This window comes from Variovorax raffinosi, from assembly GCF_051216615.1.
Classification (GTDB): domain Bacteria; phylum Pseudomonadota; class Gammaproteobacteria; order Burkholderiales; family Burkholderiaceae_C; genus Variovorax.
Genome location: NZ_JBPJZR010000007.1, coordinates 390,895 through 412,483, shown reverse-complemented (window position 1 = coordinate 412,483; position 21,589 = coordinate 390,895). Strand labels below are relative to the sequence as shown.

At 66.2% G+C, this 21,589-nt stretch carries 21 protein-coding genes; 9 read left to right on the top strand and 12 right to left on the bottom strand.

Annotation, left to right across the window (positions count from 1 at the left end; genetic code table 11):
* Positions 1-93: 93 nt before the first annotated feature.
* The 5 genes from ACSFB7_RS22560 to hppD all read right to left on the bottom strand — a co-directional run bounded on the left by ACSFB7_RS22560 (position 94) and on the right by hppD (position 5,697).
* Positions 94-1,029 carry an MBL fold metallo-hydrolase gene (locus ACSFB7_RS22560; protein ID WP_435474117.1) on the bottom strand — a complete coding sequence of 312 codons (936 nt, stop codon included), beginning with the start codon at positions 1,027-1,029 and terminating at the stop codon, positions 94-96.
* Positions 1,030-2,721 carry an AMP-binding protein gene (locus ACSFB7_RS22555; RefSeq protein WP_435474115.1) on the bottom strand — a complete coding sequence of 564 codons (1,692 nt, stop codon included), beginning with the start codon at positions 2,719-2,721 and terminating at the stop codon, positions 1,030-1,032. It lies immediately after the preceding gene.
* 125 nt (positions 2,722-2,846) lie between these two features.
* Positions 2,847-3,725: a phenylalanine 4-monooxygenase gene (phhA, locus tag ACSFB7_RS22550; RefSeq protein WP_435474113.1), complete on the bottom strand. Its 879-nt coding sequence runs from the start codon at positions 3,723-3,725 to the stop codon at positions 2,847-2,849.
* A 14-nt stretch (positions 3,726-3,739) separates the two neighbouring features.
* Positions 3,740-4,540 carry a transporter substrate-binding domain-containing protein gene (locus tag ACSFB7_RS22545; protein WP_435474111.1) on the bottom strand — a complete coding sequence of 267 codons (801 nt, stop codon included), beginning with the start codon at positions 4,538-4,540 and terminating at the stop codon, positions 3,740-3,742.
* Positions 4,541-4,569: 29 nt separating this feature from the next.
* On the bottom strand, positions 4,570-5,697 hold the full coding sequence (hppD, locus tag ACSFB7_RS22540; RefSeq protein ID WP_435474109.1) for a 4-hydroxyphenylpyruvate dioxygenase: 1,128 nt from the start codon (positions 5,695-5,697) through the stop codon (positions 4,570-4,572).
* Positions 5,698-5,843: 146 nt separating this feature from the next.
* Between hppD and ACSFB7_RS22535 the strand changes: the two genes are divergently transcribed.
* The 4 genes from ACSFB7_RS22535 to lnt all read left to right on the top strand — a co-directional run bounded on the left by ACSFB7_RS22535 (position 5,844) and on the right by lnt (position 9,717).
* The gene (locus ACSFB7_RS22535) at positions 5,844-6,317 is read left to right on the top strand and encodes an Lrp/AsnC family transcriptional regulator (RefSeq protein WP_435474107.1); all 474 of its coding nucleotides are present in this window, start codon (positions 5,844-5,846) and stop codon (positions 6,315-6,317) included.
* A gap of 109 nt (positions 6,318-6,426) precedes the next feature.
* On the top strand, positions 6,427-7,155 hold the full coding sequence (locus ACSFB7_RS22530) for a GNAT family N-acetyltransferase (protein ID WP_435474105.1): 729 nt from the start codon (positions 6,427-6,429) through the stop codon (positions 7,153-7,155).
* Between the two features lie 88 nt (positions 7,156-7,243).
* Positions 7,244-8,122 (top strand): HlyC/CorC family transporter, encoded by an 879-nt coding sequence (locus ACSFB7_RS22525; RefSeq protein ID WP_435474103.1) that lies wholly within the window; start codon positions 7,244-7,246, stop codon positions 8,120-8,122.
* The gene (gene lnt / locus ACSFB7_RS22520; protein WP_435474101.1) at positions 8,122-9,717 is read left to right on the top strand and encodes an apolipoprotein N-acyltransferase; all 1,596 of its coding nucleotides are present in this window, start codon (positions 8,122-8,124) and stop codon (positions 9,715-9,717) included. Before ACSFB7_RS22525 ends, lnt begins: the two co-directional genes overlap by 1 nt.
* Before the next feature lie 21 nt (positions 9,718-9,738).
* On the opposite strand, the gene ACSFB7_RS22515 is transcribed toward lnt, so the two are convergent.
* From ACSFB7_RS22515 to ACSFB7_RS22485, 7 genes are all read right to left on the bottom strand, one after another.
* Positions 9,739-11,112, bottom strand: coding sequence for an FAD-binding oxidoreductase (locus ACSFB7_RS22515; protein ID WP_435474099.1), 1,374 nt, complete (start codon positions 11,110-11,112; stop codon positions 9,739-9,741).
* A gap of 8 nt (positions 11,113-11,120) precedes the next feature.
* Entirely contained in the window at positions 11,121-11,924 is an 804-nt protein-coding gene (locus tag ACSFB7_RS22510; RefSeq protein ID WP_093246519.1) for an ABC transporter permease, read from the bottom strand.
* Positions 11,921-12,760 carry an ABC transporter ATP-binding protein gene (locus ACSFB7_RS22505; RefSeq protein WP_435474097.1) on the bottom strand — a complete coding sequence of 280 codons (840 nt, stop codon included), beginning with the start codon at positions 12,758-12,760 and terminating at the stop codon, positions 11,921-11,923. The genes ACSFB7_RS22510 and ACSFB7_RS22505 overlap by 4 nt, the downstream gene beginning before the upstream one ends.
* Positions 12,761-12,821: 61 nt before the next feature.
* The gene (locus ACSFB7_RS22500; protein ID WP_435474095.1) at positions 12,822-13,808 is read right to left on the bottom strand and encodes an ABC transporter substrate-binding protein; all 987 of its coding nucleotides are present in this window, start codon (positions 13,806-13,808) and stop codon (positions 12,822-12,824) included.
* 82 nt (positions 13,809-13,890) lie between these two features.
* Positions 13,891-14,754: a creatininase family protein gene (locus tag ACSFB7_RS22495; protein ID WP_435474093.1), complete on the bottom strand. Its 864-nt coding sequence runs from the start codon at positions 14,752-14,754 to the stop codon at positions 13,891-13,893.
* Between the two features lie 19 nt (positions 14,755-14,773).
* The gene (locus ACSFB7_RS22490) at positions 14,774-16,048 is read right to left on the bottom strand and encodes an amidohydrolase family protein (protein WP_435474091.1); all 1,275 of its coding nucleotides are present in this window, start codon (positions 16,046-16,048) and stop codon (positions 14,774-14,776) included.
* Positions 16,045-16,632 carry an NAD(P)H-dependent oxidoreductase gene (locus ACSFB7_RS22485; RefSeq protein WP_435474089.1) on the bottom strand — a complete coding sequence of 196 codons (588 nt, stop codon included), beginning with the start codon at positions 16,630-16,632 and terminating at the stop codon, positions 16,045-16,047. The genes ACSFB7_RS22490 and ACSFB7_RS22485 overlap by 4 nt, the downstream gene beginning before the upstream one ends.
* Before the next feature lie 235 nt (positions 16,633-16,867).
* Here ACSFB7_RS22485 and ACSFB7_RS22480 point away from each other — a divergent pair, with 235 nt between their 5' ends.
* The 5 genes from ACSFB7_RS22480 (at position 16,868) to ACSFB7_RS22460 (ending at position 21,581) form a co-directional block, all read left to right on the top strand.
* Positions 16,868-17,497: a hypothetical protein gene (locus tag ACSFB7_RS22480; RefSeq protein ID WP_435474087.1), complete on the top strand. Its 630-nt coding sequence runs from the start codon at positions 16,868-16,870 to the stop codon at positions 17,495-17,497.
* 67 nt (positions 17,498-17,564) lie between these two features.
* Positions 17,565-18,185, top strand: coding sequence for a hypothetical protein (locus tag ACSFB7_RS22475; protein ID WP_435474085.1), 621 nt, complete (start codon positions 17,565-17,567; stop codon positions 18,183-18,185).
* Positions 18,182-18,646: a hypothetical protein gene (locus tag ACSFB7_RS22470; RefSeq protein WP_435474083.1), complete on the top strand. Its 465-nt coding sequence runs from the start codon at positions 18,182-18,184 to the stop codon at positions 18,644-18,646. The genes ACSFB7_RS22475 and ACSFB7_RS22470 overlap by 4 nt, the downstream gene beginning before the upstream one ends.
* The gene (locus tag ACSFB7_RS22465) at positions 18,643-19,470 is read left to right on the top strand and encodes a COG1470 family protein (RefSeq protein WP_435474081.1); all 828 of its coding nucleotides are present in this window, start codon (positions 18,643-18,645) and stop codon (positions 19,468-19,470) included. The genes ACSFB7_RS22470 and ACSFB7_RS22465 overlap by 4 nt, the downstream gene beginning before the upstream one ends.
* On the top strand, positions 19,467-21,581 hold the full coding sequence (locus tag ACSFB7_RS22460; protein WP_435474079.1) for an SdrD B-like domain-containing protein: 2,115 nt from the start codon (positions 19,467-19,469) through the stop codon (positions 21,579-21,581). The genes ACSFB7_RS22465 and ACSFB7_RS22460 overlap by 4 nt, the downstream gene beginning before the upstream one ends.
* Positions 21,582-21,589 lie beyond the last annotated feature (8 nt).

Sequence of the window (21,589 nt, the reverse complement as noted above, 5' to 3'; positions counted from 1 at the left end):
GGATTTTTGCATTGGGGAAACCGAAACCAAAACACTCAGCCAAAGATCGGGCGCTTTAACGGCCGTACGCAAATACCAAAGAGAACCAGAATCTCAGAGATTGCGAAGAAACGAGCCGTCTAGAACAGCAGCCTCAGCAATAAGCAGCTCGCTAAGGATGTTGCTGGTCAATTGACCCAATTCGATATCTCCAAAGAAGCGCAAGCGAATGGCCTCGAGATACGGCGTACTTCGCAACCAGACTGCCCAATCCTCGATAGTGATGGATTGCACCTCCAGCAGCTTGAACTTCATCAGCACCTTGATTGCGTGACGTGCATGCTTCACCGGATCGCGTTGCAGGCCATCGAGGCGGCGCCGGGCGACGGACAAGGCCTTGCCGACATCGTCAAAAACGGTGCCATGTCCCGGAATCACCTGCTTCGGCTTTAGCGCCTCAATCAAATCGAGAGTCGCAGCGACTTCCCCGAATGACGGCTCACCAGCCAGCTCGGGAAACGCGATACCGAAACCGTTCTCCCACAGCGCATCCGCCGAAATCAACGTGCGTGATGCCGCATCGAACAAGATGATCGAATGAGGATCGTGACCAGGCGCGGCATGCACCTGCCACGGCCTGTCACCGAGCAAGCATTCCGTTCCAGGTTGCAGCAAGCCGGTGAATCCAAACCGAGGACAACTTTGGCCTGTCGCAAGAAAGCTGAGACCCTGCTCGTCCCAACTTTCCACCAACGCAGCCTCACCAGGCGGAATGCTCGTTTGAACCGACGGGTATCGCTGCTGCAGCGCCGCGTTGCCACCACAGTGATCGCTGTGAAGATGCGTATTCAGAATGCGATCGAGTGGCCGCACCCCAAGCACTGAATCAACCAGCGCCAATGTCTGATCGGCATGCGTGACATAGCCCGTGTCGACGATCGCCGTCTCATCGACGCCAACAAACAGGATGTTGTTGGAAGACAGCCACCCCCGTTCGAACACAACGACATTCGCCGGCAGCCCGGCGCTCGCCGATGCGTGATGACTCATTCAGGCGCCCGCGCTGGAGCGAAGCTCGCGCCGCAGGATCTTCCCCACATTGGTCTTCGGCAGCGAATCCCGAAACTCGATGTGCTTGGGGCGTTTGTAGCCGGTGAGTTGCGCATGGCAATACTGGAGCACAGCCTCCTCCGTCAGGGCAGGGTCCTTGCGCACGACGAAAACCTTGATGGCTTCGCCCTGTTTCTCATCGGCCACGCCGATAGCCGCGCACTCGACGACACCCGGGCAGAGTGAGATCACGTTCTCCAACTCGTTCGGAAACACGTTGAAGCCGCTCACAAGAATCATGTCCTTCTTGCGGTCGACGATGCGGCTGTAGCCGTCTTCCTGCATCACGGCGATGTCGCCGGTGCGCATGAAGCCGTCGGGAGTGAACGCCGCTGCGGTTTCCACGGGCTGGTTGTAGTAGCCCGTCATCACGTTGGGCCCCTTGATGCAAAGCTCGCCTCGTTCGCCAAGAGGCAGCGAATTGCCGTCATCGTCCTTGATCGCGATCTCAATGCTCGGCAACGGCAGTCCGATGGTGCCGGTGAACTCGGTGTTCGATACCGGGTTGTTGGTCCCGATCGCGCAGGTTTCGCTCATTCCCCAGCCTTCGATCATCGGACAGCCGGTGGCCTCGAACCACCTGCGCGCAGTGCCTTCCGACGCGGCCATGCCGCCTGCCTGCGAAACGAAGAGCGTCGAGAAATCGATCGACTTGAAGTCCGGATGCATCAGCAACGCATTGAAGAGCGTGTTCACTGCCGGCAGCATGTGGAAGGGCCGCTTCTTCAGCACTGCAATGAACTTGTTGAAGTCGCGCGGGTTCGGAATCAGCGTCATGTGCGAGCCCTGGCGGATCACCAGCAGGCACAGCGTCAGCGCGAAGATGTGATACAGCGGCAGCGCCGCGATGCTGTTGACCTTTGCCAGGTCACCGGCACGCGCCAGTGCCGGCGTGAACCAGGCTTCGGCCTGCAGGGTCGCCGCCACGATGTTGCGATGCGTCAGCACCGCCCCCTTCGACAAGCCGGTCGTGCCGCCGGTGTACTGCAGGAACGCGATCGAATCGAGCGTGCTCTGATCGGGCCCGAGCGTACGCCCGCGCCCCTCGGCAATGACTTGCGTGAACGGGGTGACCGTGCGGCCGTCGGTCAGCGGCAGCTTGTAGGGCGGCACGATCTTCGCCAGGTGACGCACAGCCAACGTGATCCACGCGCCATACACGCCACCCAGCAGGTCGCCCATCGAAGTCATGACCACATGCTTCACTGGCGTGCGTTCGATGACCTGCTCGAGCGTCGCCGCGAAGTTTTCAAGGATGACGATGGCCGTCGCTCCGGAGTCCTTGAGCTGATGCTCCAGCTCGCGCGCCGTGTAGAGCGGATTGACATTGACGCAGGTGTAGCCCGCGCGCAGCACGCCGCACATGGTGACCGCGAACTGGGGAATATTGGGCAGCATGATCGCCACGCGTGCGCCTGGCTCGAGCCCCAGCGACTGCAACCAGGCGCCCATCGCCTTCGACAGCGCATCGAGTTCGCCGTAAGACATCCAGCGTTCCATGCATACCGAGAAGGGGCGGTCCTTGTAGCGGCCGAAGGCCTCCTCGAACATGTGAGGCAAAGACCGGTACTGCTCGGGATGAATCTCGTGCGGTACGCCGGCCGGATAGTTCTGTCGCGCGGATGTCTGCATGCAAGCTCCTTTGGCGCGGATTGTGGAAGGCATAGTGCCTTCGCCGCCAGCGGGCTTGTCCTAGGGGCGGGCGTGCAGTGTCGCGCGCGCGATAGCCGCGCGGCGATCTGCTGCAGGTGAAAGACTCAGGCTTTGCCGGACTCGCCCGGCAGCAAGACCCCGGCCTCGATGTCGCTCGCCACCTTCAACGACTCGTACAACGGGGCGAAATCGGGTGCTGTCAGGTCGAAGAGCTGCGCAAAGCTGTCGATCACGAAGTAGTTGCTCTGGTAGGTGTCGATCTTGTAGCGCGTGCGCATGGCGCGCAGCAGATCCAGCGGCAGCCGGCGCGGCTCGTCGCTGAGCACGGCGTGCTTCAGTTCGCCCACAGAGCTCAGGATGCCGGCGCCATAGGCGCGCAGGCCGTCGGGCTGGCGAATCAGGCCGAACTCCACCGTGTACCAGTACAGCCGCGACAGCTTCTCGCCGGCGTCCAGTTCGTGCGCCTTGATGCCGCCTGCGCCATAGCGCTGCACATAGTCGGCGAAGGTCGGGTCGAACAGCATCGGCACGTGGCCGAACAGGTCATGGAACACATCGGGCTCGACGATGTAGTCGAACTCTTCCGGTTTGCGGATCCAGTCCGTCACCGGAAACTTGCGATTCGCGAGCAGCGTAAAAAACGGCAGTTCCGGAATCAACCCTGGCACCGCCACGATCTCCCAGCCCGTTGCGCGATGCAGCCGGTTATTGATCTCGTCGAAGCGCGGGATGCGGTCCTTCACGCCCAGGGAGGGCAGCGCCTTGATGAAGGCGTCGCAGGCCAGCCCCGGCAACTGCGCGGCCTGGCGTTCGTAGAGCCGCCTGTAGGTGTCGTGGTCTGCCGCCGTGTAGCTGGCCCAGTCCTGCGGGCAGGTGTAGTCGCCGAGCACCGTGCCGCCGCGCGAGTAATCGCCGCGGGGCGGGCGGTCCGAAGCACCGTACACCGCGGGGGTGACGGCAGGGGTGGCAACAGGGATGTCCATGGGTGTTTCTTGGGTTATTTGAGCCAGCGGTCCATCACGCGCTGGAAGTCGCCGCCGGCTTGCTGCAGGTGCAGCCATTGGTCGACGTACGACTTGAAGGCCACGTCGTCGCGCGGCAGCATCCAGGCCATTTCGCCGTACTGCAACGGCTTGTCGGGGTTGATCGCGCAAAGGCCCGGCTTGAGCTTCTGCTGCGTGATGGCCTCGGCCGCTTCGGTCACGAACACGTCGGCGCGATTGGCAAGGATCTCGTCGAAGATCGTCACGTTCTCGCCGTGCAGCGTGAGCTTGGCTTGCTTGAAATTGGTCCGCGCAAAGCGCTCGTTGCTGCCGCCCGGATTGAAGATCACGCGGGTCGACGGCTGGTCGATGGCGGCCACGCTCTGGTACTTGGCAACGTCGGCGCAGCGCGCAATGGGCGTCTTGCCGTTGACCATGTAGGGTGCGCTGAAAAAGGCGCGCTTTTGCCGATCGGTGGTGACCGACACCCCACCCACCGCGATGTCGCACTTGCCGGCGGCAAGGTCGGGCAACAGGTTGGCCCAGGTGGTCTTGATCCACTCCGGCTTGGCGCCGAGGCTGGCGCTGAAGCCCGTCATGAGGTCGACGTCGATGCCCTCGAAAGAGGCATCGGTCTTCTGGAAGCTGAAAGGCTTGTAGTCGCCCGGCGTGCAGATGCGCAGCACCGCGGCCTTCTGCACCGCGTCCAGGTGCGAGCTGGCCGCCGGCGTCGCCGCCTGTGGCATGGCGCAACCCGAAAGAACGGCGGCAGCCGCCGCGATGAAGGTCAGACCGATCGAAAACGTGCTGCGCATGCCGGGCTCCTGGAGCAATGAAGAGGCGCTTATTTTGCGGCGCTCAGCACGCCACGGCGCATCTGATCAAGCTCGATGCTCTCGAACAGCGCCTTGAAGTTGCCGTTGCCGAAGCCGTCGTCGCCCTTGCGCTGGATGAACTCGAAGAAGATCGGGCCGAGCTGGTTCTCGCTGAAGATCTGCAGCAGAAGGGCGTCCTTCTTGCCGTCGATCAGGATCTTGCGCTTCTGCAATTCGGCAACGCTCTCGCCGTGCTCCGGAATGCGCTTGTCGACCAGTTCGTAATACGTGTCGATGGTGTCGAGCAGCGTCACGCCCTTGGCGCGCAGCGCGTCGACGGTCGTGTACAGGTCGTCCGAGCCCATGGCGATGTGCTGGATGCCCTCGCCCTTGTACATGTCCAGGTACTCCTGGATCTGGCCGGCCTGCTCCTTGCCCTCTTCGTTGATCGGGATGCGGATCTTGCCGCAGGGGCTGGTCATGGCCTTGCTCTTCACGCCCGTCACCTGGCCTTCGATGTCGAAGTACTTGATCTCGCGGAAGTTGAAGAGCTTTTCGTAGAAGCCGGCCCAGACGTTCATGCGGCCGCGGTAGACGTTGTGCGTCAGGTGGTCGATGTAGGTCAGGCCGTTGCCGAACGGCGAAAGTGCCTGCTCAGGTGCAATGCCGGGCAGGGCCTCGAAGTCGACGTCGTAGAAGCCGATGTTGCCGATGTCGCCGGGCTTCGCGCCGTTCTTGCCGGGCCAGCGGTCCACCAGATAGATCAGGCTGTCGCCGATGCCCTTGATGGCGGGAATGTTCAGTTCGCCAGGGCCGGCCTTGTCGGCAAAGCCCCAGGCGCCGAGCGACGTGGCGCGTTCGTAGGCTTGCTTGGCGTCCTGCACGCGGAAGGCGATGGCGCACACGCTCGGGCCGTGCTCGCGCGCGAATTTCTGCGCAAAGGAATCGGGCTCCGCATTCAGGATGAAGTTGATCGTGCCCTGGCGGTACAGCAGCACATTCTTGTGGCGGTGCTTGGCCACGGCCGTGAAGCCCATGCGCTCGAACACCTTGCCCATGGCGACCGGGTCCGGTGCCGCGTATTCGATGAATTCGAAGCCATCGGTGCCCATGGGGTTGTCCCAGGGGGTGAAGGCGGGTGCGTCGGCTTGGCTCATGTGCGGTCTCCGAAAAGGTGGGGAATTTCAATGAATAAGGCGCGAAATCGGCCAGTGCTGCAATGTAGGGTGGATGGCTCTCAAGTTTTCAGCGTCTTTGGGCGCAAAGAGTGGCTCTCGCGCAGTAAAACTGCAAAAATAGCGAAATGGAAGCACTGGACAAGATTGATAGGCTCATTCTGCGCACGCTGCAAGCAGACGGGCGCGCCACCTACGACCAGCTCGCCGAGCAGGTCAGCCTGTCGCCCAGTGCCGTGCTGCGGCGGGTCAAGCGGCTCGAAGAAAGCCGCGTCATCGACCGCTATGTCGCCCTGGTCCAGCCCGAAGCCATCGGCCTGGGGCTGACCGCGTACCTCAACGTTCGGCTCGAAAAGCACACCGAGAGCCACAAGCGCAACCCGATGGACCTGTTCCGCGCCAGCGTGCAGACCTGGCCCGAGGTGGTCGAATGCGCCGCGCTCACCGGCGACATGGACTACCTGCTGCGCGTCGTGGTGGCCGACATGGCGCACTACAGCCGCTTCATCATGGACACCCTGCTCAAGCACCCCAGCGTGCAGGACTGCAAGACCAGCTTCGTGCTGGACCGTGTCAAGGCCACAACAGCTGTGCCCGTTTAGCCACAAAGCGGTTGCGCGGGCGCCACGGGCTCTGGTATTGAGTCACGAATGTGTCCTGGAAGTGTCCCTGCTGGCTTGTTGATTAAGGGAAAACCCTTACATTTGAGCCATGCTTACCGCCAAGACCCTTCTCAAAGCGTCTCTCGGCCTTGGCTCTTTCCTGAAAGCGCCAATGGTTGAGACCCAGCCACGCGCTACGCCTGCGCCCCAGCCCGTCATGGTGCCGATCCGCTCGATCGGCCCCCGTGAACGCGAGCGCATCGCGGCCCACCTGCTGGCGCTTACGCCGCACGACCGTTACCTGCGCTTCGGCTACGCAGCCGCCGACGAGCAGGTCCAGCGCTATGTCGACGGCCTGGACTTCGACCGCGACGAGCTGTTCGGCATCTACAACCGCCGCCTCGACCTGATCGCGATGGCGCACCTGGCCTTTGCGCCCAGCGACCAGCACAGCGATTGCGCTGAATTCGGTGTTTCCGTATCGGCGCACGCACGTGGCCGAGGCTACGGCGCCCGCCTGTTCGAGCGCGCCGTGGTCGTCGCCCGCAACGAAGGCGTGGGCATGCTCTTCATCCATGCGCTGAGCGAAAACGCCGCCATGCTCAAGATCGCCCGCAACGCCGGCGCGACCGTGGTGCGTAGCGGCTCCGAAGCCGAAGCCCATCTGCAACTGCCCAGCGCCACCTTCGACAGCCGCATGAGCGAGATCGCCCTGGAGCACTACGCCGCGGTCGATTTCCATCTCAAGAGCCGCGCCAAGCAGTTCTGGGCTTTCCTCGCGAGCGTGCAGGAAGTGCGCAGCGGCATCCGCGAAGCCCGCAACAAGTCGGCCCCCTGAGCGGCCGGACGGCCTATGCCGGCCGCGTGGTGGAGCCTGTCACACGCAATCCGGTATCCTTGCCCTTCCTCAACTCCGCCCTCCCGCAGTGGCCGACCCTCACCCTGAACGCGCACCCGTAGAACGGGAAGACAAGCGCGGCTTTCTCCAGAAGCTAGCCGAATTCATCCACCCCGGTCCCGACTCGCGCGACGAGCTGATCGAAACCCTGGCGGACGCCGAGGACAACGAGGTGATCGGCGCCGAGTCGCGCGTGATGCTCGAAGGCGTGCTGCGCATGGCCGACATGACGGCCGGCGACGTGATGGTCGCGGCGCCGCGCATGGATGCGATCAACATCGACGCGCCCTTCGACGCGCTGCTTCACCTCATCATCGACACCGCGCACTCGCGCTTTCCGGTGTACGAGGGCGAAAAAGAAAACATCATCGGCATCCTGCTCGCGAAAGACCTGCTCAAGCTGCAGCGCGCGCCGGGCCTGAACATCCGTGCGCTGCTGCGGCCCGCGACCTTCGTGCCCGAAAGCAAGGGCCTGAACGACCTGCTGCGCGAGTTCCGCGGCAACCGCAATCACCTGGCCATCGTCATCGACGAGTTCGGCCGCGTGGCGGGGCTCATCACCATCGAGGACGTGCTCGAGCAGATCGTCGGCGAGATCGAGGACGAGTTCGACATTGCCGAAGACGAGGGCGACATCTTCGGCCTGGCCGATCACACCTACCGCGTCTCGGGCGACACGCCCATCGAGCGCGTGGCCGAGGCCTTCGGCATCGTCTTCGACGAAGAACAACTGAGCGAAGACTTCGACACCATCGGCGGCCTGATCGCGCACGAGATGGGCCACGTGCCCAAGCGCGGCGAGCACCATGCGATGGGCGGCTTCGACTTCGTGGTGCTGCACACCAAGGGCGGCGCGGTGCGCTGGTTCAAGGTGTCGCCGGCCCGCGGCGGCGACGCGGCCGATTGATGCCGCTGTCCGCAGCGGCGACGCAACGCGTTTCGCCTTTCTCTCCCGTCAATCTGTTCCGCCTGCTGGGCTTCGGTATCGCCGGCCTGGCGCAGGCGGTTTCCATGGCGTCGCCAGTCGGGGGCAAGCCCCTGTGGTGGCTGCAGCTCCTGTCGCTGGGCGCATTCGTCTGGCTGCTCGACAGCCTGCGCGTCCAGGGCGCGGGCTGGCGCCGCGCCGGGCTGCATGGCTTGGTCTTCTCGACTGCCTGGCTCACCGGCAGCTTCTGGTGGCTCTTCATCTCGATGCACACCTACGGCGGGCTGCCTGCACCGCTGGCGGCCATCGCGGTGCTGGCACTGGCTGCCGCGCTCGGGCTTTATTACGCGGCTGCAAGTGCGTGGTTTGTCGTGCGCGGGCCGAAGGGGCGGGTGACGGGTGCGCTGGTCTTCGCGGCGCTCTGGACGCTGGCCGAACTCGTGCGCGGGAGCTGGTTCACCGGTTTCCCGTGGGGTGCCGGCGGCTACGCGCATGTGGAGGGCCCGCTGGCCGCGCTCGCGCCGTGGGTCGGTGTCTATGGCATCGGCGCCGCGGCCGCGCTGGTCGTTGCGCTGGTTGCATTGCATCGGCCTGTACGCGCCAGTGAGATCGCGCCGGGGCTGGTGCTGATCGCGCTGGTCTTCGTCGCGCCGAACCTCATCGCGCCGCTTCGTGCCGACGTGCAAGGCGTCAAGGGTTCGAGCGGCAATCTTCAGATCGCGCTCCTGCAGGGCAACATCCCGCAGGACGAGAAATTCGTTCCCGGCGGCGGCATCGAAACCGCGTTGCGTTGGTACGGCGAACAACTGCGCGATGCCAAGGCTTCGCTGGTGGTGACGCCCGAAACCGCCTTGCCCTTGCTGCCGCAGCAGTTGCCGGTCGGTTACCTCGAAGCAATCCAGGCGCGCTACAGCCAAGGCACGCAGGCCGCCATCGTCGGCTTGCCCATGAACGGGTCCGGCGGCCCGGGCACGTACAGCAACTCGGTGCTCGGCTTCCAGCCCGGTGCGTCTCGGGTCTACCAATACAGCAAGCACCACCTGGTGCCCTTCGGCGAATTCATTCCCACGGGCTTTCGCTGGTTCATCCAGATGATGAACATCCCGCTCGGCGACTTCGAGCGCGGCGGGCTCGCGCAGGCGCCCTTCCTCTGGCAGGGCCAGCGCATCGCGCCGAACATCTGCTACGAAGACTTGTTCGGCGACGAGATCGGCGCGAACTTCCGCGACGAGGCGACCGCACCGACCATCCTGCTCAACGTGAGCAACATCGCGTGGTTCGGCGACTCGGTCGCCATCGACGAGCACCTGTCGATCTCGCGCATGCGCGCGCTCGAATTCGCCCGGCCGATGGTGCGCTCCACCAACACCGGCGCAACCGTCGTCATCGATGCCGAAGGCCGCGTGACGCACGAACTGCCGCGCCTCACGCGCGGCGTGCTCGAAGCGAGCGTCGAAGGTCGTCGCGGCCTCACGCCTTATGCGCGCTGGGTGGCACAGTTCGGCCTGTGGCCGCTGTGGATACTGGCGCTCGCCATCGTGGCCGCCGCGTTCCTGCTGCGCCGCCGCCAAGGCTGAAGCCGCGCGCAGCGCTCGCAGTCAGGCAGTTACCGACTCGGCCTTCACAGGCCAGTCGCGCAACTTGCCGGGGTTCAGCAGCCCCAGCGGATCGAATCGCTTCTTCACCTCGATGACCTCCGGTGGCAGCGGCCCACCGGCCTTGCCGTCCTCGACGATGTTCACATGCGGGTTGTTGATGTGCACCTGGTGCGCGCGGTGGATGTCGATGATCTCCGCGAGCCGCTCTTCCGTGCTGAAGCGCACCAGCTGAAGCCCGCTGCAGGTCATCAGGCCTGCCACGTTGCGGATGAACTCGATGTGCATCATCACCTCGCCGCCCAGCAGTTGTTCCATCTCGATGATCTGCTCCACATGCTTGCCGGGGATGAAGCCGCTTTGCAGGTAGGTCAGTGAAGGATCGATCTTCAGCGCGTGCAGCGTCGTGTGGTTCCAGGTGAACTCCATCAGCGTGCGGTTGCTCTTCTGCACTTCGGCCGCCGTCTTGCGGTAGCCCACCGTGCCGCCATGCGCCTCGACCAGCTGCAGCAGCGCCGGCTCGCACGATTCGGCCGCCAGCGACAGCACCGTGTGGCAGCCCTTGGGCAGGTGCGCGGCCAACTGCGCCAGATGGTCGGAGATGGGCGCGGCAAAGAACGAAATCTCGCGCTTCACGATGCCCGGTGCGTTCGCGAGCTTGTCCGCGAAGTGCAGCGCATCGGTGAAGCTGTCGAAGGTCACCAGCGTTTCGAGCCACGGGTGCGCGGGCGCCAGTGCGATCTCCAGCTCCAGCACGAGGCCGTTCGTGCCCCACAGGTGGTGCATGCGCATTGCCTCGGCGCCGCGCAGCTCGACCACCTGGGGCTCGGCCTCGATGGTCATCGCGCGGATGCCGAGCACATTGCCCGGCGCGCCGAGCGGCCCGTAGTTGATCGAACCCACGCCGCCGAAGCCGCCGCCGAACAGGCCGCCCAGCGTGGCGCTGCGGTAGGTGGAGGGCACGCAGCGCATTTCCTGCCTCGAGGGTTTCGTCTGCTTTTCGAGTTCGCCCAGGCGGATGCCGGCCTGCGCGCGCGCCACGCCGGGCTGCACCCACAGGAAGGCGTTGTAGCCCGTCATGTCGAGCACCACGCCGCCGGCCAGCGGTGTGGTCTGGCCGTAGTTGCCGGTGCCGCTGCCACGAATGGTGATCGGCACGTTGCGCCGCGCGCAGGCGCCGACCACCGCGCGGATCTCGTCCTCGGTGCGCGGACGCACGACCACGTCGGCGCGCTTGTCCTTCAACTGGCGGTTGAGCACCGGGCTGAACCACGAGAAGTCTTGCGACAGCCGCGTCACGCGGCCCTCGTCGGTGATCCAGTCGAGGTCGGGCAATTCGAGCAGCAACTGCTCGATGGAAGAAACGGGAGCGTTCATGGTCAAGTTCAATCCTGGGAAAGTTCGCTCGCATGCCACGAGCCGAGCGCCACCTTGGTCAGCCACGCCATCAGCACGAAGAGCGCGACACCGGTCAATGAAATCAGCAGCAGCGCGGCGAACATGCGCGGAATGTTCAGCTGGAAGCCCGCCTGCAGGATCTGGTAGGCCAGCCCCGCGCCCGAGCCGCCCGTGCCCGCGACGAACTCCGCCACTACCGCGCCGATCAGCGCAAGGCCGCTGGAGATGCGCAGCCCGCCGAAGAAGTAAGGCAGCGCGCTCGGAATGCGCAGCCGCACCAACTGCTGCCAGCGCGTCGCGCGGTTGAGCTTGAAGTAGCTCTGCAGGTCGGGGTCGATGCTGCGCAGGCCCAGCGTGGTGTTGCTGATGATCGGGAACAGCGCCACCAGCGCCGCGCACACCGTCATCGCGGCCACCGGGTTCTTCACCCAGATGATGATGAGCGGCGCCACCGCGACGATGGGCGTCACCTGCAGCAGCACCGCATACGGAAAGAGGGCGGTCTCGATGCGCTTGCTCTGCACGAACAGGAACGAGATCAGCACGCCCGCCACCGTGGCCAGCGCGAACGACAGCACCGTGATCTTGAGCGTGACCAGCAGCGCGCTGCCCAGCGGCGCCCAGTCGGTCACCAGCGTCTGCATCATGAGGAAGGGCGAGGGCACCAGGTAGGGCGGCAGCTCCATCGCCACCACCAGCCATTGCCACAGCGCAACCAGCACCACGCCGATCAGCACCGGGTACAGCACGCGCTGCACGCGCGGCTGGTTCAGAAGGGGCGTGCGTTTCATCGCGTGGCCTCCTCGTCGGCATGGCTGCTGGCGCGCAGCAGGCTGTCCTGCAGCCGCTTGGCATGGCGGGCGAACTCGGGCGTCACCATGAAGTCGGCGCTGCGCGGATAGGGCTCGTCGATGTGGAACTGCTCGACCACGCGGCCTGGCCGCGCGGCCATCATCACCACGCGGCTCGACAGGAACACCGCCTCGTGGATCGAATGCGTCACGAAGATCACCGTGAGCTTCTTCTTGCGCCACAGCTCCAGCAGATCGGCGTCGAGCTTGTGGCGCGTGATCTCGTCGAGGGCGCCGAAGGGCTCGTCCATCAGCAGCAGGTCGGGTTGCGTGACGAGCCCACGTGCGATCGACACGCGCATCTGCATACCACCCGACAGCGCACGCGGCAGCGCGCCCGCGAACTTTTCAAGGCCGACCAGCGCGAGCGATTCCATCACGCGCGCGTCGGCCTCCTTGCGCGGCACGCCGGCCAGGTCGAGGGGCAGCCGCACGTTGGTCTGCACGCTGGCCCAGGGCATCAGCGTGGGCGACTGGAACACGAAGGACAGCTTGTGCGGGCAGTCGTGCAACTGCGCCACCGGCTTGCGCCACACCAGCAGCCGGCCGTCGCTGGGCTCCAGCATGCCGGCCACCATCTTGAGCAGCGTGCTCTTGCCGCAGCCCGATGGGCCCAGCAGCGTGACGAACTCGCCTTCGGCGATCGACAGGTCCACCGGCAAAAGCGCCTGCGTGCCGTTGGGATAAGTCTTCTCGGCCGAGAGCACTTCGACGGCGGGCACCGAAGGCGCGAGTTCAGGCGGTGGGGCCAGGGTGTGGGGTTCGATGCGATTCATGCGTGATGCCTTTCGAGAACGGCCGCAACGCGCGGCCGCCTGGTTTCAGGGCTGGAGGGGGTCAGGGCAAGACCTTGGCGTCTTTCACGAACTCGGTCGTGTAGGTCTTCGCCAGCTCGACCTTGGCGGGGTCGAGCAGCTTCGCGCTCACGAGGAAGTCGTAGCTCGCCTTGGAGCGCGCATCGGTCATCACGCCGATGCCCAGCTTGGCCGCGTCGCCGCCGGTGACCATGCCCATCTCCTTGAGCTTGGCCACGCTGTAGGCGAGCTGCTCGTCGGTCATGTTGGGGTTGTCTTTCTTGATCAGCGCATTGGCGGGCGCCGGGTCAGCCAGGTAGCTCTTCCAGCCTTCGGCCGATGCCTTCACGAAGGCGGCCACCTGCTTGTTGCGGTCTTTCAGCGTCTTCTCCATGCACGACACCGTGGTCGCATAGGCCGGGAAGCCGTGGTCGCTGAACATCAGCACCGTGCTCTTCACGCCGGCCTTCTGGATGGCGTAGGGCTCCGAGGTCAGGTAGCCCTGCTGGGCCGTGTTCTTGTCCGCCACGAAGGGCTGGATGTTGAAGGTGTAGGGCCGCGTCTGCTCGTCGGTGAAGCCGAACTTGGCCTTGAGCCACGGCCAGTAGCCGCGGTTGGCCTGCGCGCCGATCAGCAGCGTCTTGCCCTTCAGGTCCTCGAACTTCTTCACGTCGTCGTGCGCGATCAGCACCTGCGGGTCTTTCTGGAAGAAGGCCGCCACGTTGACCACCGGCACGCCGCCTTCGCGCACCTGCATCATCTGGATGTCGCTCGAACCCATGATGCAGTCGGCCTGGCCGGCCGCCATCATCTGCGTGATGTTGACCTGCGGGCCCCCCATCTTGATGGTCACGTCCAGGCCGTACTTCTTGTAGATGCCTTGCGCCACGGCCTGGTAGAAGCCGCCGTGCTCGGCTTGCGCGTACCAGTTGGTCATGTAGGTGAACTTGTCCTCGGCCTGCGCGGGCGCGGCGGCGGTGAGGAAGGCGATGGCGGCGGCGCCGGCCATGGACAGGGCGAAGGAGCGCATGAGAAGGTCCTCTCGAGGGGCTGGATTGAAAAAGGAAAAGGGTGAGCGCGTCGGTCGATGCAAGGAGCGGGCCGAAGCCAACTCAGGCCGGCACGAACGATTGCTGGATGAAGCCCTGCTGGTGCCCGCGCTCCCAGGTGGCTTCCTCGCGCACGACCCAGCGCAGCGCATGCAACTCGGTCAGCGCCTGCACCCAGCTGTCGGAGAGCGTGTCCAGGATCTCGTCGCCCTGTTCGCGCGTGGCGCTGGTCGGGTCGCCGATGACGCCGCTGGGGCCGAAGTCGCGCGCGGTCCAGGCGCAGGCCGGGCGGCCATCGGCCGACAGCAGCTTGATCGGAAAGGGCGGCGGAAAATTGGCCGCCGCGCGCTCCATGTGCACCGTGTCGGGCGCGAGCGCGAGCATCAGCGCGGTTTCGGAATGGCCGGCGTGCATCGACAGGCGCTTTTCTTGTTCGCCAATCTGCTTGCTCGATGCGTTCGGCAGGCGCGACACGCCATGCGGCACCACCACGAAGTCGCCATGCCGCAACCGCAGTTCGCGCGCGGCCATCTCCAGCACCTGCGGCTGGCCGCCGTGGCCGTTGGCGAACAGCAGCTTGCGAAAGCCCGCGCGGTAGACCGACTCGCCGATCTCGGTCACGGTCGACAGCAGCGTGGTGCCGGTCAGCGTCATCGTGCCGGGGAAGTGCAGGTGCTCTTCCGACTTGCCGTAGGTGATGGTCGGCAGCGCGAAGGCGCGCACCTCGGGCGGCAGTTTCTCGAGCGCCTTGCCCATCACGCCCGAGGCGATCACGCTGTCGACCGAGCAGGGCAGGTGCGGCCCGTGCTGCTCGATGGCGCCGCAGGGCAGCACGATGACCGTGTTCTCGCGGTCGGGCAGCGCGGCAATTTCGGTCCAGCTCAGGTAGGGCAGGAAGCGATGGGGCGGGATGTAGCCGTGGAGCATGGGAGTCCTTGCGTGTTCTTTACCGGGGGAAGAAAGGCGTTGCGTCGCCGTGCGTCACACGGCCGTCGCGCAGCACCACGCGGGTGGCGGTGCGCGAGGGCCAGCCGTGGCGGTCGGCCTGCGTGAACAGCACGAGGTCGGCCTTGGCGCCGATCAGCGTGGGCGTCGTCGTGGCAGGCGCGCGTAGCAGCCAGTCGCTGCGGCACAGCGCCTGCGACCAGTTGTCGAAAGGTTCGTCGAGCTGCGCCACCAGCGCGGCTGTGCCCAGCGCCTCGACCGGATCGAAGCTGCCGAGCCGGCAGAACGGGTCTTGCACGTTGTCGCTCGCGAACAGCAGCGGAATGCCGCGCTCGCGTATTTCCTTCACGAGCGTGATGCCGCGCATGCGTGGCGTGCGGCCCGTCACCGCGTCCTGCAACAGCAGGTTGGTGGCCGGCAGCGACACCACGGTGATCGGCGCACGCGCCACCGCATCGAGCGTGGCGAAGGCCTGCGCCTCGGGCTGGGCCGCGAGCGCGCAGATGTGGCCGCAGACCACGCGGCCTTCGTAGCCGATCTCGCGCAGGATGCGGGCCGTGGTCTGCAGGCCCACCGCCGAGGCGTTGAGTTCTTCGTCGACGTGCAGGTCGATGTCGAGGTCGCAGGCCTGCGCCGACAGCAGCAGGTTGCGCAGTGCGTTCTCGCTCCAGTTGGTGGAGTGCACGAAGCCGCCGAGCAGCGCATGCGGGCCCGTGGCCTTCACCTGCTTGGCCAGGCGCATCGCCTGCGCCGCGTCTTCGAACAGCGGCAGCTTGATCAGGCTGACCTGCTCCAGCTTCACCTTGCCGGCCCATTCCTGTGCGAGTTCGGCCATCACCGGCCAGGCCAGCGGCACCGCATCGGGCTCCCACCAGTCGGCGTGCGTGCGTACATGCGTGGTGCCGCATTCCCAGGCCCACTGCAGGCCGCGCGAGGCGCGCTCGTGCACGTCGGCGGGGCTCCAGTGAACGCGATCGGCCAGCATCGCGTCGATGGCGCCGAGCAGGCCGGGCTGCACCTGCTTCATGCGCGGCAGGGTGAAGGCTTTGTCGAGGTGCGTGTGGGCGTCGACGAAACCGGGCAGCACCAGCGTGCCGGCCAGGTCCCAACCAGCGGTGGGGCGTTCGGCGTGATCGGGCGCGGGGCGCACCGATGCCACGCGGCCGGCTTCGACGGCGATGCGTGCCAGCACCGGCACGCCATCGCGCTGGGGCCAGTCAGTGGGCAGCAGCCAACGCGGCAAACGCGCGTTGTCGAGCAGCACAGGCGCCTTCATGCGAAGCGCGCCATCGCCTGCCCCACACGCGCCATGAAGCGCTTGAGCTGGGGCTCGGTCGCCACGTTCATGTGGTAGTGGGCGTGGTAGTCCACCTTGGCGCGCTGGCCGGTGAGCCGCTTCATGTAGCGCGTGACGATCTTGCGCGGCGGGTCGCCCATGTACCAGGCCATCCAGCGTGGCCGGCCATAGGTGACCACGGCGCTGATGCGCTGGATGTGCGTGAGCATCGGCTTCACGTTCGCCGGGTCGCTGATGTCGAAGGCCACGCCCGGCATGAAGAGTCGGTCGAAGTAGCCCTTGAGCATCGCCGGCAGGCCGAAGCACCACGTCGGAAAGCAGAACACGATGCCTTCGGCCCACTGCAGCCGCTCCACATAAGGCTTCAGCGGCAACTGATTGGCCGGCACCTCGTGGTAGCCCAGCCGCTCCTCGCGCGACAGCACCGGGTTGAAGCCCTCGGCGTAGAGGTCGCAGTCGTCCACCTCGTGCCCGGCGGCGCGCAGGTTCTTCAGCACCTCCTGGTGCAGGGCGGCATGGAAGCTGGTTTCAACCGGATGGCAGTAGACGACGAGCACGCGCATGGTGTGTTTGACCGCTTAATCAGAGCAAGTGGTCAGGTTATGCAAATGACGTGCCAGTCTTGATGCACCGGATTGGATTGCAGTCGTGCGGGCGCAACGCGCGTGTCTTTACACGACCGATTCGTTACATAAAGGTACGTTTCTAAAGACTGTTAACTAAAATCAACATTTCCAAAGTTGTGCACTTTGGATCTACTTTGGCCCGTCAACTCATCCGAAACACCGAGAGTTCCTCTTGAAAAAACTACTTTTGATTGCAGCCATCGCAGGCGCCCTCCCTTTCGCTGCGCAAGCAGAGTCCAATTTCACGAGCGCGGCCTCGGGACAGTTGACCGCCACCGCGCGCCTGAACTTCACGGTGACGATTCCGCGCGTGATGTACCTGCAGGTCGGCACCGGCACCAACTTCACCACCGTGGGCTCGGTCGACGCCCTGACCTTCACGGTGCCGGGCGCATCGGTCGGCGCGGGCGGCACCATCGCCGGTACGAGCGGTGACCTGACCGGGGGCGCGGTCACGGTCCGCGTGCTCGGCAATGCCGGCAACCTGTCGCTCAACTCCGGCGTGACCGGCCAACTGAGCAACGGCTCCAGCACCATTCCCTGGAGCGCCATCACCGTGACGGCAGCGCCGCTCACCACGGGCACGACGGGCTTCACCAACGCGGCCATCACCCACCCCGCCTTCAGCACCACGACCGGCGCGGGCCCGACCCCGACGACCTTCACCGCCGTGAACACGGTGGTGCGCCAGGAAAGCAAGTGGACCTTCGCATACGACAACACCGGCGTCTACGCGCCCGGTACGTACGGTGCCACGGTGGCCAACAACGGTGTGGTGACCTACACGCTCACCTCGCCCTGACCCTGTGTCATCGCCACGGCAGGAAGGCGGCCTGGCGCCGCCTTTTTTCCGTCGCGGGAGAAGCCCCTTGAAATTGCGTCGTCCTTCGCTCGAACATCTCTGCTGCGCGGCCGCTCTCTACGCGCTGGCGCCTGCGCACGCCTACACGGTTGGCATCAGCTCTGCATCGCGTTCGCTGTACCTGCAGGTCGGCGTCGGCAACATGACGACCGGCAACGTCAACACCGCCGGCAACAACCCGACGCAAAACAACGTGACCGTGACCGTGCCCGTGGCAGCGCTGTTCACCGGCGCCGCACAGACGATGAACACCGACAGCACCGTCACCGCCAGCCCGATCGACGGCGCGGCCTACTGCACGCCCGCGGGGAAGGTCTATATCGGCAGCTTCTTCCGCACCACCGGCTCGTCCAACAACAGCGCCACGCTCACCGTGAGCACGCCAGCGAACCTGTCCAACGGCAGCGCCACCATTCCGTTCAGCACCATCGCGTGGACCAGCCCCGGCGCCGCGCCATACAACTCGGAGATTCCGGCCGGCTCGTTCAGCAGCACCTTGCTCACGCTGGTCACTGTCGCCAAGAACACCTGGTCGGAAAGCTGCCTGCTGTTCACCTACAGCAACCCGGGCATCATGCCGTCGGGCACTTTCACCGGCACCGCCACCTACACGCTGACGGCGCCATGACAAACGCATGCCGCTCGCTCGCGGTCGCCTTGCTGGCCCTGCTCGCCGTACAGGCAGGCGCCGCCACCTACCGCGTGGACGACACCGGCACCGTGGTCGGCCAGCCGGTCACGCCGATGCGCTGGCGCCAGCCCGTGCCTGGCCGCATCGCGGACAACACCGTGGACGGGCAGGTCTCCGTGGCGCTGCGCCTGAACCTGTCGCAATGGGTGATGCGCCAGGCCCGCATCTACATGCTGCTGGCCCCGACCGAGAACGACCGCCTGGTCGCCACCTGGCGCACCCAGGGCCGGCTGCTGCCGGGCACCATGCGCGGCGGCGGCCGTGTGCTGGTCTACGAGGGCGTGGTGCGCGAACCCTTCCTGCAGGAAACCATCCTGCTGAACCTCACGGCCGACGGCCGCGCCCTCGAGCGCGCCCAGTCGCTGCAATTCAACTTCGAGATCGAGATGACGCCATGACGCGCGCGATCGGACTTTCTTTTCGCCTGCTGCGCGCACTGGCGCTGGTGGCAATCCCCGCGTGGGCCGCTTTCGCCGGCACTGACGCGCAGGCCCAGTTCGCGCTGGCCGTCTCGCCCCCGCGCCTGGAGCTGACCGGCAAGCCCGGCGAACGCGTGCGCGACGTGATCGAGCTCACGCACTCGGATGCGCGCCAGGGCGAGTACACCTTCAAGACCGCCGACTGGACGCTCAAGCCCGACGGCTCGGTCGACTTCAGCGACGAGCTGGTGCCGGGCAGCTGCCGGCCCTGGGTGGCCATCGAGCGCCGCGAACTCAGCATCGCCGCCGGCAAGCCCTACCGCTATCGCTTCGAGGTGACGCCGCCGCCCGACACGCCGCCGATGGAGTGCCGCTTCGCCGTGCTGATCGAGGGCAAGGAACACGCCACCGCGCCCGGCACGCCGGTGGCGATGGCCGCGCGCATCGGCGTCATCGCCTATGTGGCGATCGGCGACGTGCAGCCCGTGCTCGATATCGCCGGCAGCGCCGTGAAGGCCGTGAACGGCCAAAACCAGCCGGTGCTGCGCATCCGCAATACCGGCACGGCGCACGGCCGGCTCGCAGGCTTTCTGAACGGCACCGACGCCAGCGGCGCGCGGCTCGAGTTCCAGCCCGCCACCACGCCGATCATGCCGGGCGAGACGCGCGACATCGCGCTCACGGCGACCCGGCCCGGCGACACGGATGCCGCCGTCGCTGTGCGCTTTCCGGTCACCGTGACCGGTTCGCTCGAATGGGGCAAGAGCGGCTCCTTCAAGGTCAACGAACGCTTCGCTCAATGAAGAGACGGGCCCTGCGAACCGCGCTCGGACTCTGCAGCGCAGGCACGGCCTTGGCCGGCGCCGGCGCGTGGGCCCAGGTGCCGGCCTCCGCAGGTGCTGCGCCAGCCGCCGCCTACGTGGACCGCGTGCTCGAAGAGGGCCCGGTGGTGCCCGAAGCCTCGCAGGTCGAAGAGCCCAGCACCGGCTGGCCGCGCGGCTGGAGCACCGAGCTGCAGTCCACCCAGCAGCACAGCGGCACCGTCAAGACCCAGAGCCAGACGCTGAATTTCTCGGGCTTTCTCGACACGCCCAACTACGGCGCCTTCTCCGCCAACCTCAACCTGAACCGCAACCCCGCGCCGGTGTACGGCTACGGCGTGTTCGGCAGCAGCGGCTCGCCCTACAGCGTCGTGCCCTTCAGCGCGAGCAACAACAGCACCTGGCGCATCGACCAGCGCGCGATGCCCTTCGACGGCGGCTGGTTCGGCAACAGCGCCATCGGCAACATCAACATGGCCAACACGCCGCTCGCGCGGGGCGTCGGCCGGGTGTTCCTGCCCAGCCTGCCGATCGAGGGCGCCTCGGTGAGCGTCGAGCAGCCGGGCCGCACGCAGCTCAATGCCTCGGCCGGCCGGCTCGGCTACTTCAACGGGCTGGCCTTCGAGGGTTTCTCGACCGGCCGCGGCACCGCCGCCAGCGTGGGCGCGCAGACGCAGATCGCCGGCGGCGACGGCCCGCTGGCACTGGGCCGCACCGACGCCGCGGTGCAGTTCGTCGAGGCGCGCAACGTCAACACCAACGGCGTGACCGGCTACGCGCGCGACACCCGCACGCTGTGGGGCGCCGTCTCGTGGCAGGGGCTTGCACCCTGGGCCGATGCGCTCGGCAGCGGCACGGGCGGCGTCGGCGACCGTGTCGGTGGCATGCGCGTGCAGGCCAACCTCGTGCACAGCGCGGGGCGGCCGTCGGACGCAACCTCGCAGGCCGCCTCCGACTCGGCCACCGGCGGCTGGCTCGACGCGGCATGGCGCACCGACTGGCTGCAGCAGAACGCCTCGGTGTTCTATTTCCAGCCTTCGCTGCGCTGGGGCTCGGACACGCTGCCCAACAACCTGCGCGGCGCCTCGTGGCGCGGCGACGTCTCCACCCGCCAGTGGCAACTGGGCGGCAATGTCGAGCTGAGCGACAGCGTGAGCGGTGCCCCGCAGCGCTCGCTCTATGCCAACGCGTTCGGCCGCTACCGCTTCGATTCGCGCGACGCCATCTCGGGCAACCTGGCGGTGCGCAGCGGCAGCTATGCCGCGCAGTCGGCCCAGGTGACGTGGGAGCACCAGTCCGACTGGGGCTACACCCAGTGGCGCACCGACGCGGCCCACGGCGTCGACCTGCGCGTGCTGCGCACCGGCGTCGATCACGCCTGGCGCGTCGGCGAAACGCAGACGCTCTCGACCTCGCTGGCCGTCGAGCAATCGAGCCGGTCGGGCACAAGCCTGCGCAGCGTGTACTGGGGCGTGCTCGGCACCACGCCGTTCGTGGCGGGCGCCCGGCTCGACCTGAGCCTGCGCGGCAGCAACGGCATCGGCGGCAACAGTTCGCGCTTTCTCAGTGCCAATGCGCGGCTGGCCTGGCCGCTGGGCAGCGGCTGGTCGTTCATCACGCAGGTCACCGCCTCGCGCGGGCAGGAGGCGCTCGACCCCACCGTGGTGTCGGCTCTCACCACCGCCACGCTGCAGCCGACGCTGATCGTGCCTTCCACCCGCTCCTTCATGCTGGTGCTGCGCTACGAAGGCCGAGCCGGCATGGCCAGCGCGCCCATCGGCGGCGCGCCGGGCGTGGGCGACGGCCGGCTCGAAGGCCATGTGTTCTTCGACCAGAACAACAACGGCCGGCGCGAAGCGAACGAAGGCGGCGTTGCCGGCGTCACGGTGCGCATCGACCGCCGCTACGTCACCCAGACTGACGCCCAGGGCTTCTACAGCTTTCCGTCGGTGGCCGGCGGCAGCCACGAGGTCGAGCTGGTCCAGGACAACCTGCCGCTGCCGTGGAGCAGCGCCGGCTCGCCCACCCAGCGCGTCGACATCCGCGTGCGCGGCACCGCCCTGGCCGACTTCGCGATCCAGAAGGACCGCTGAAACGGGCG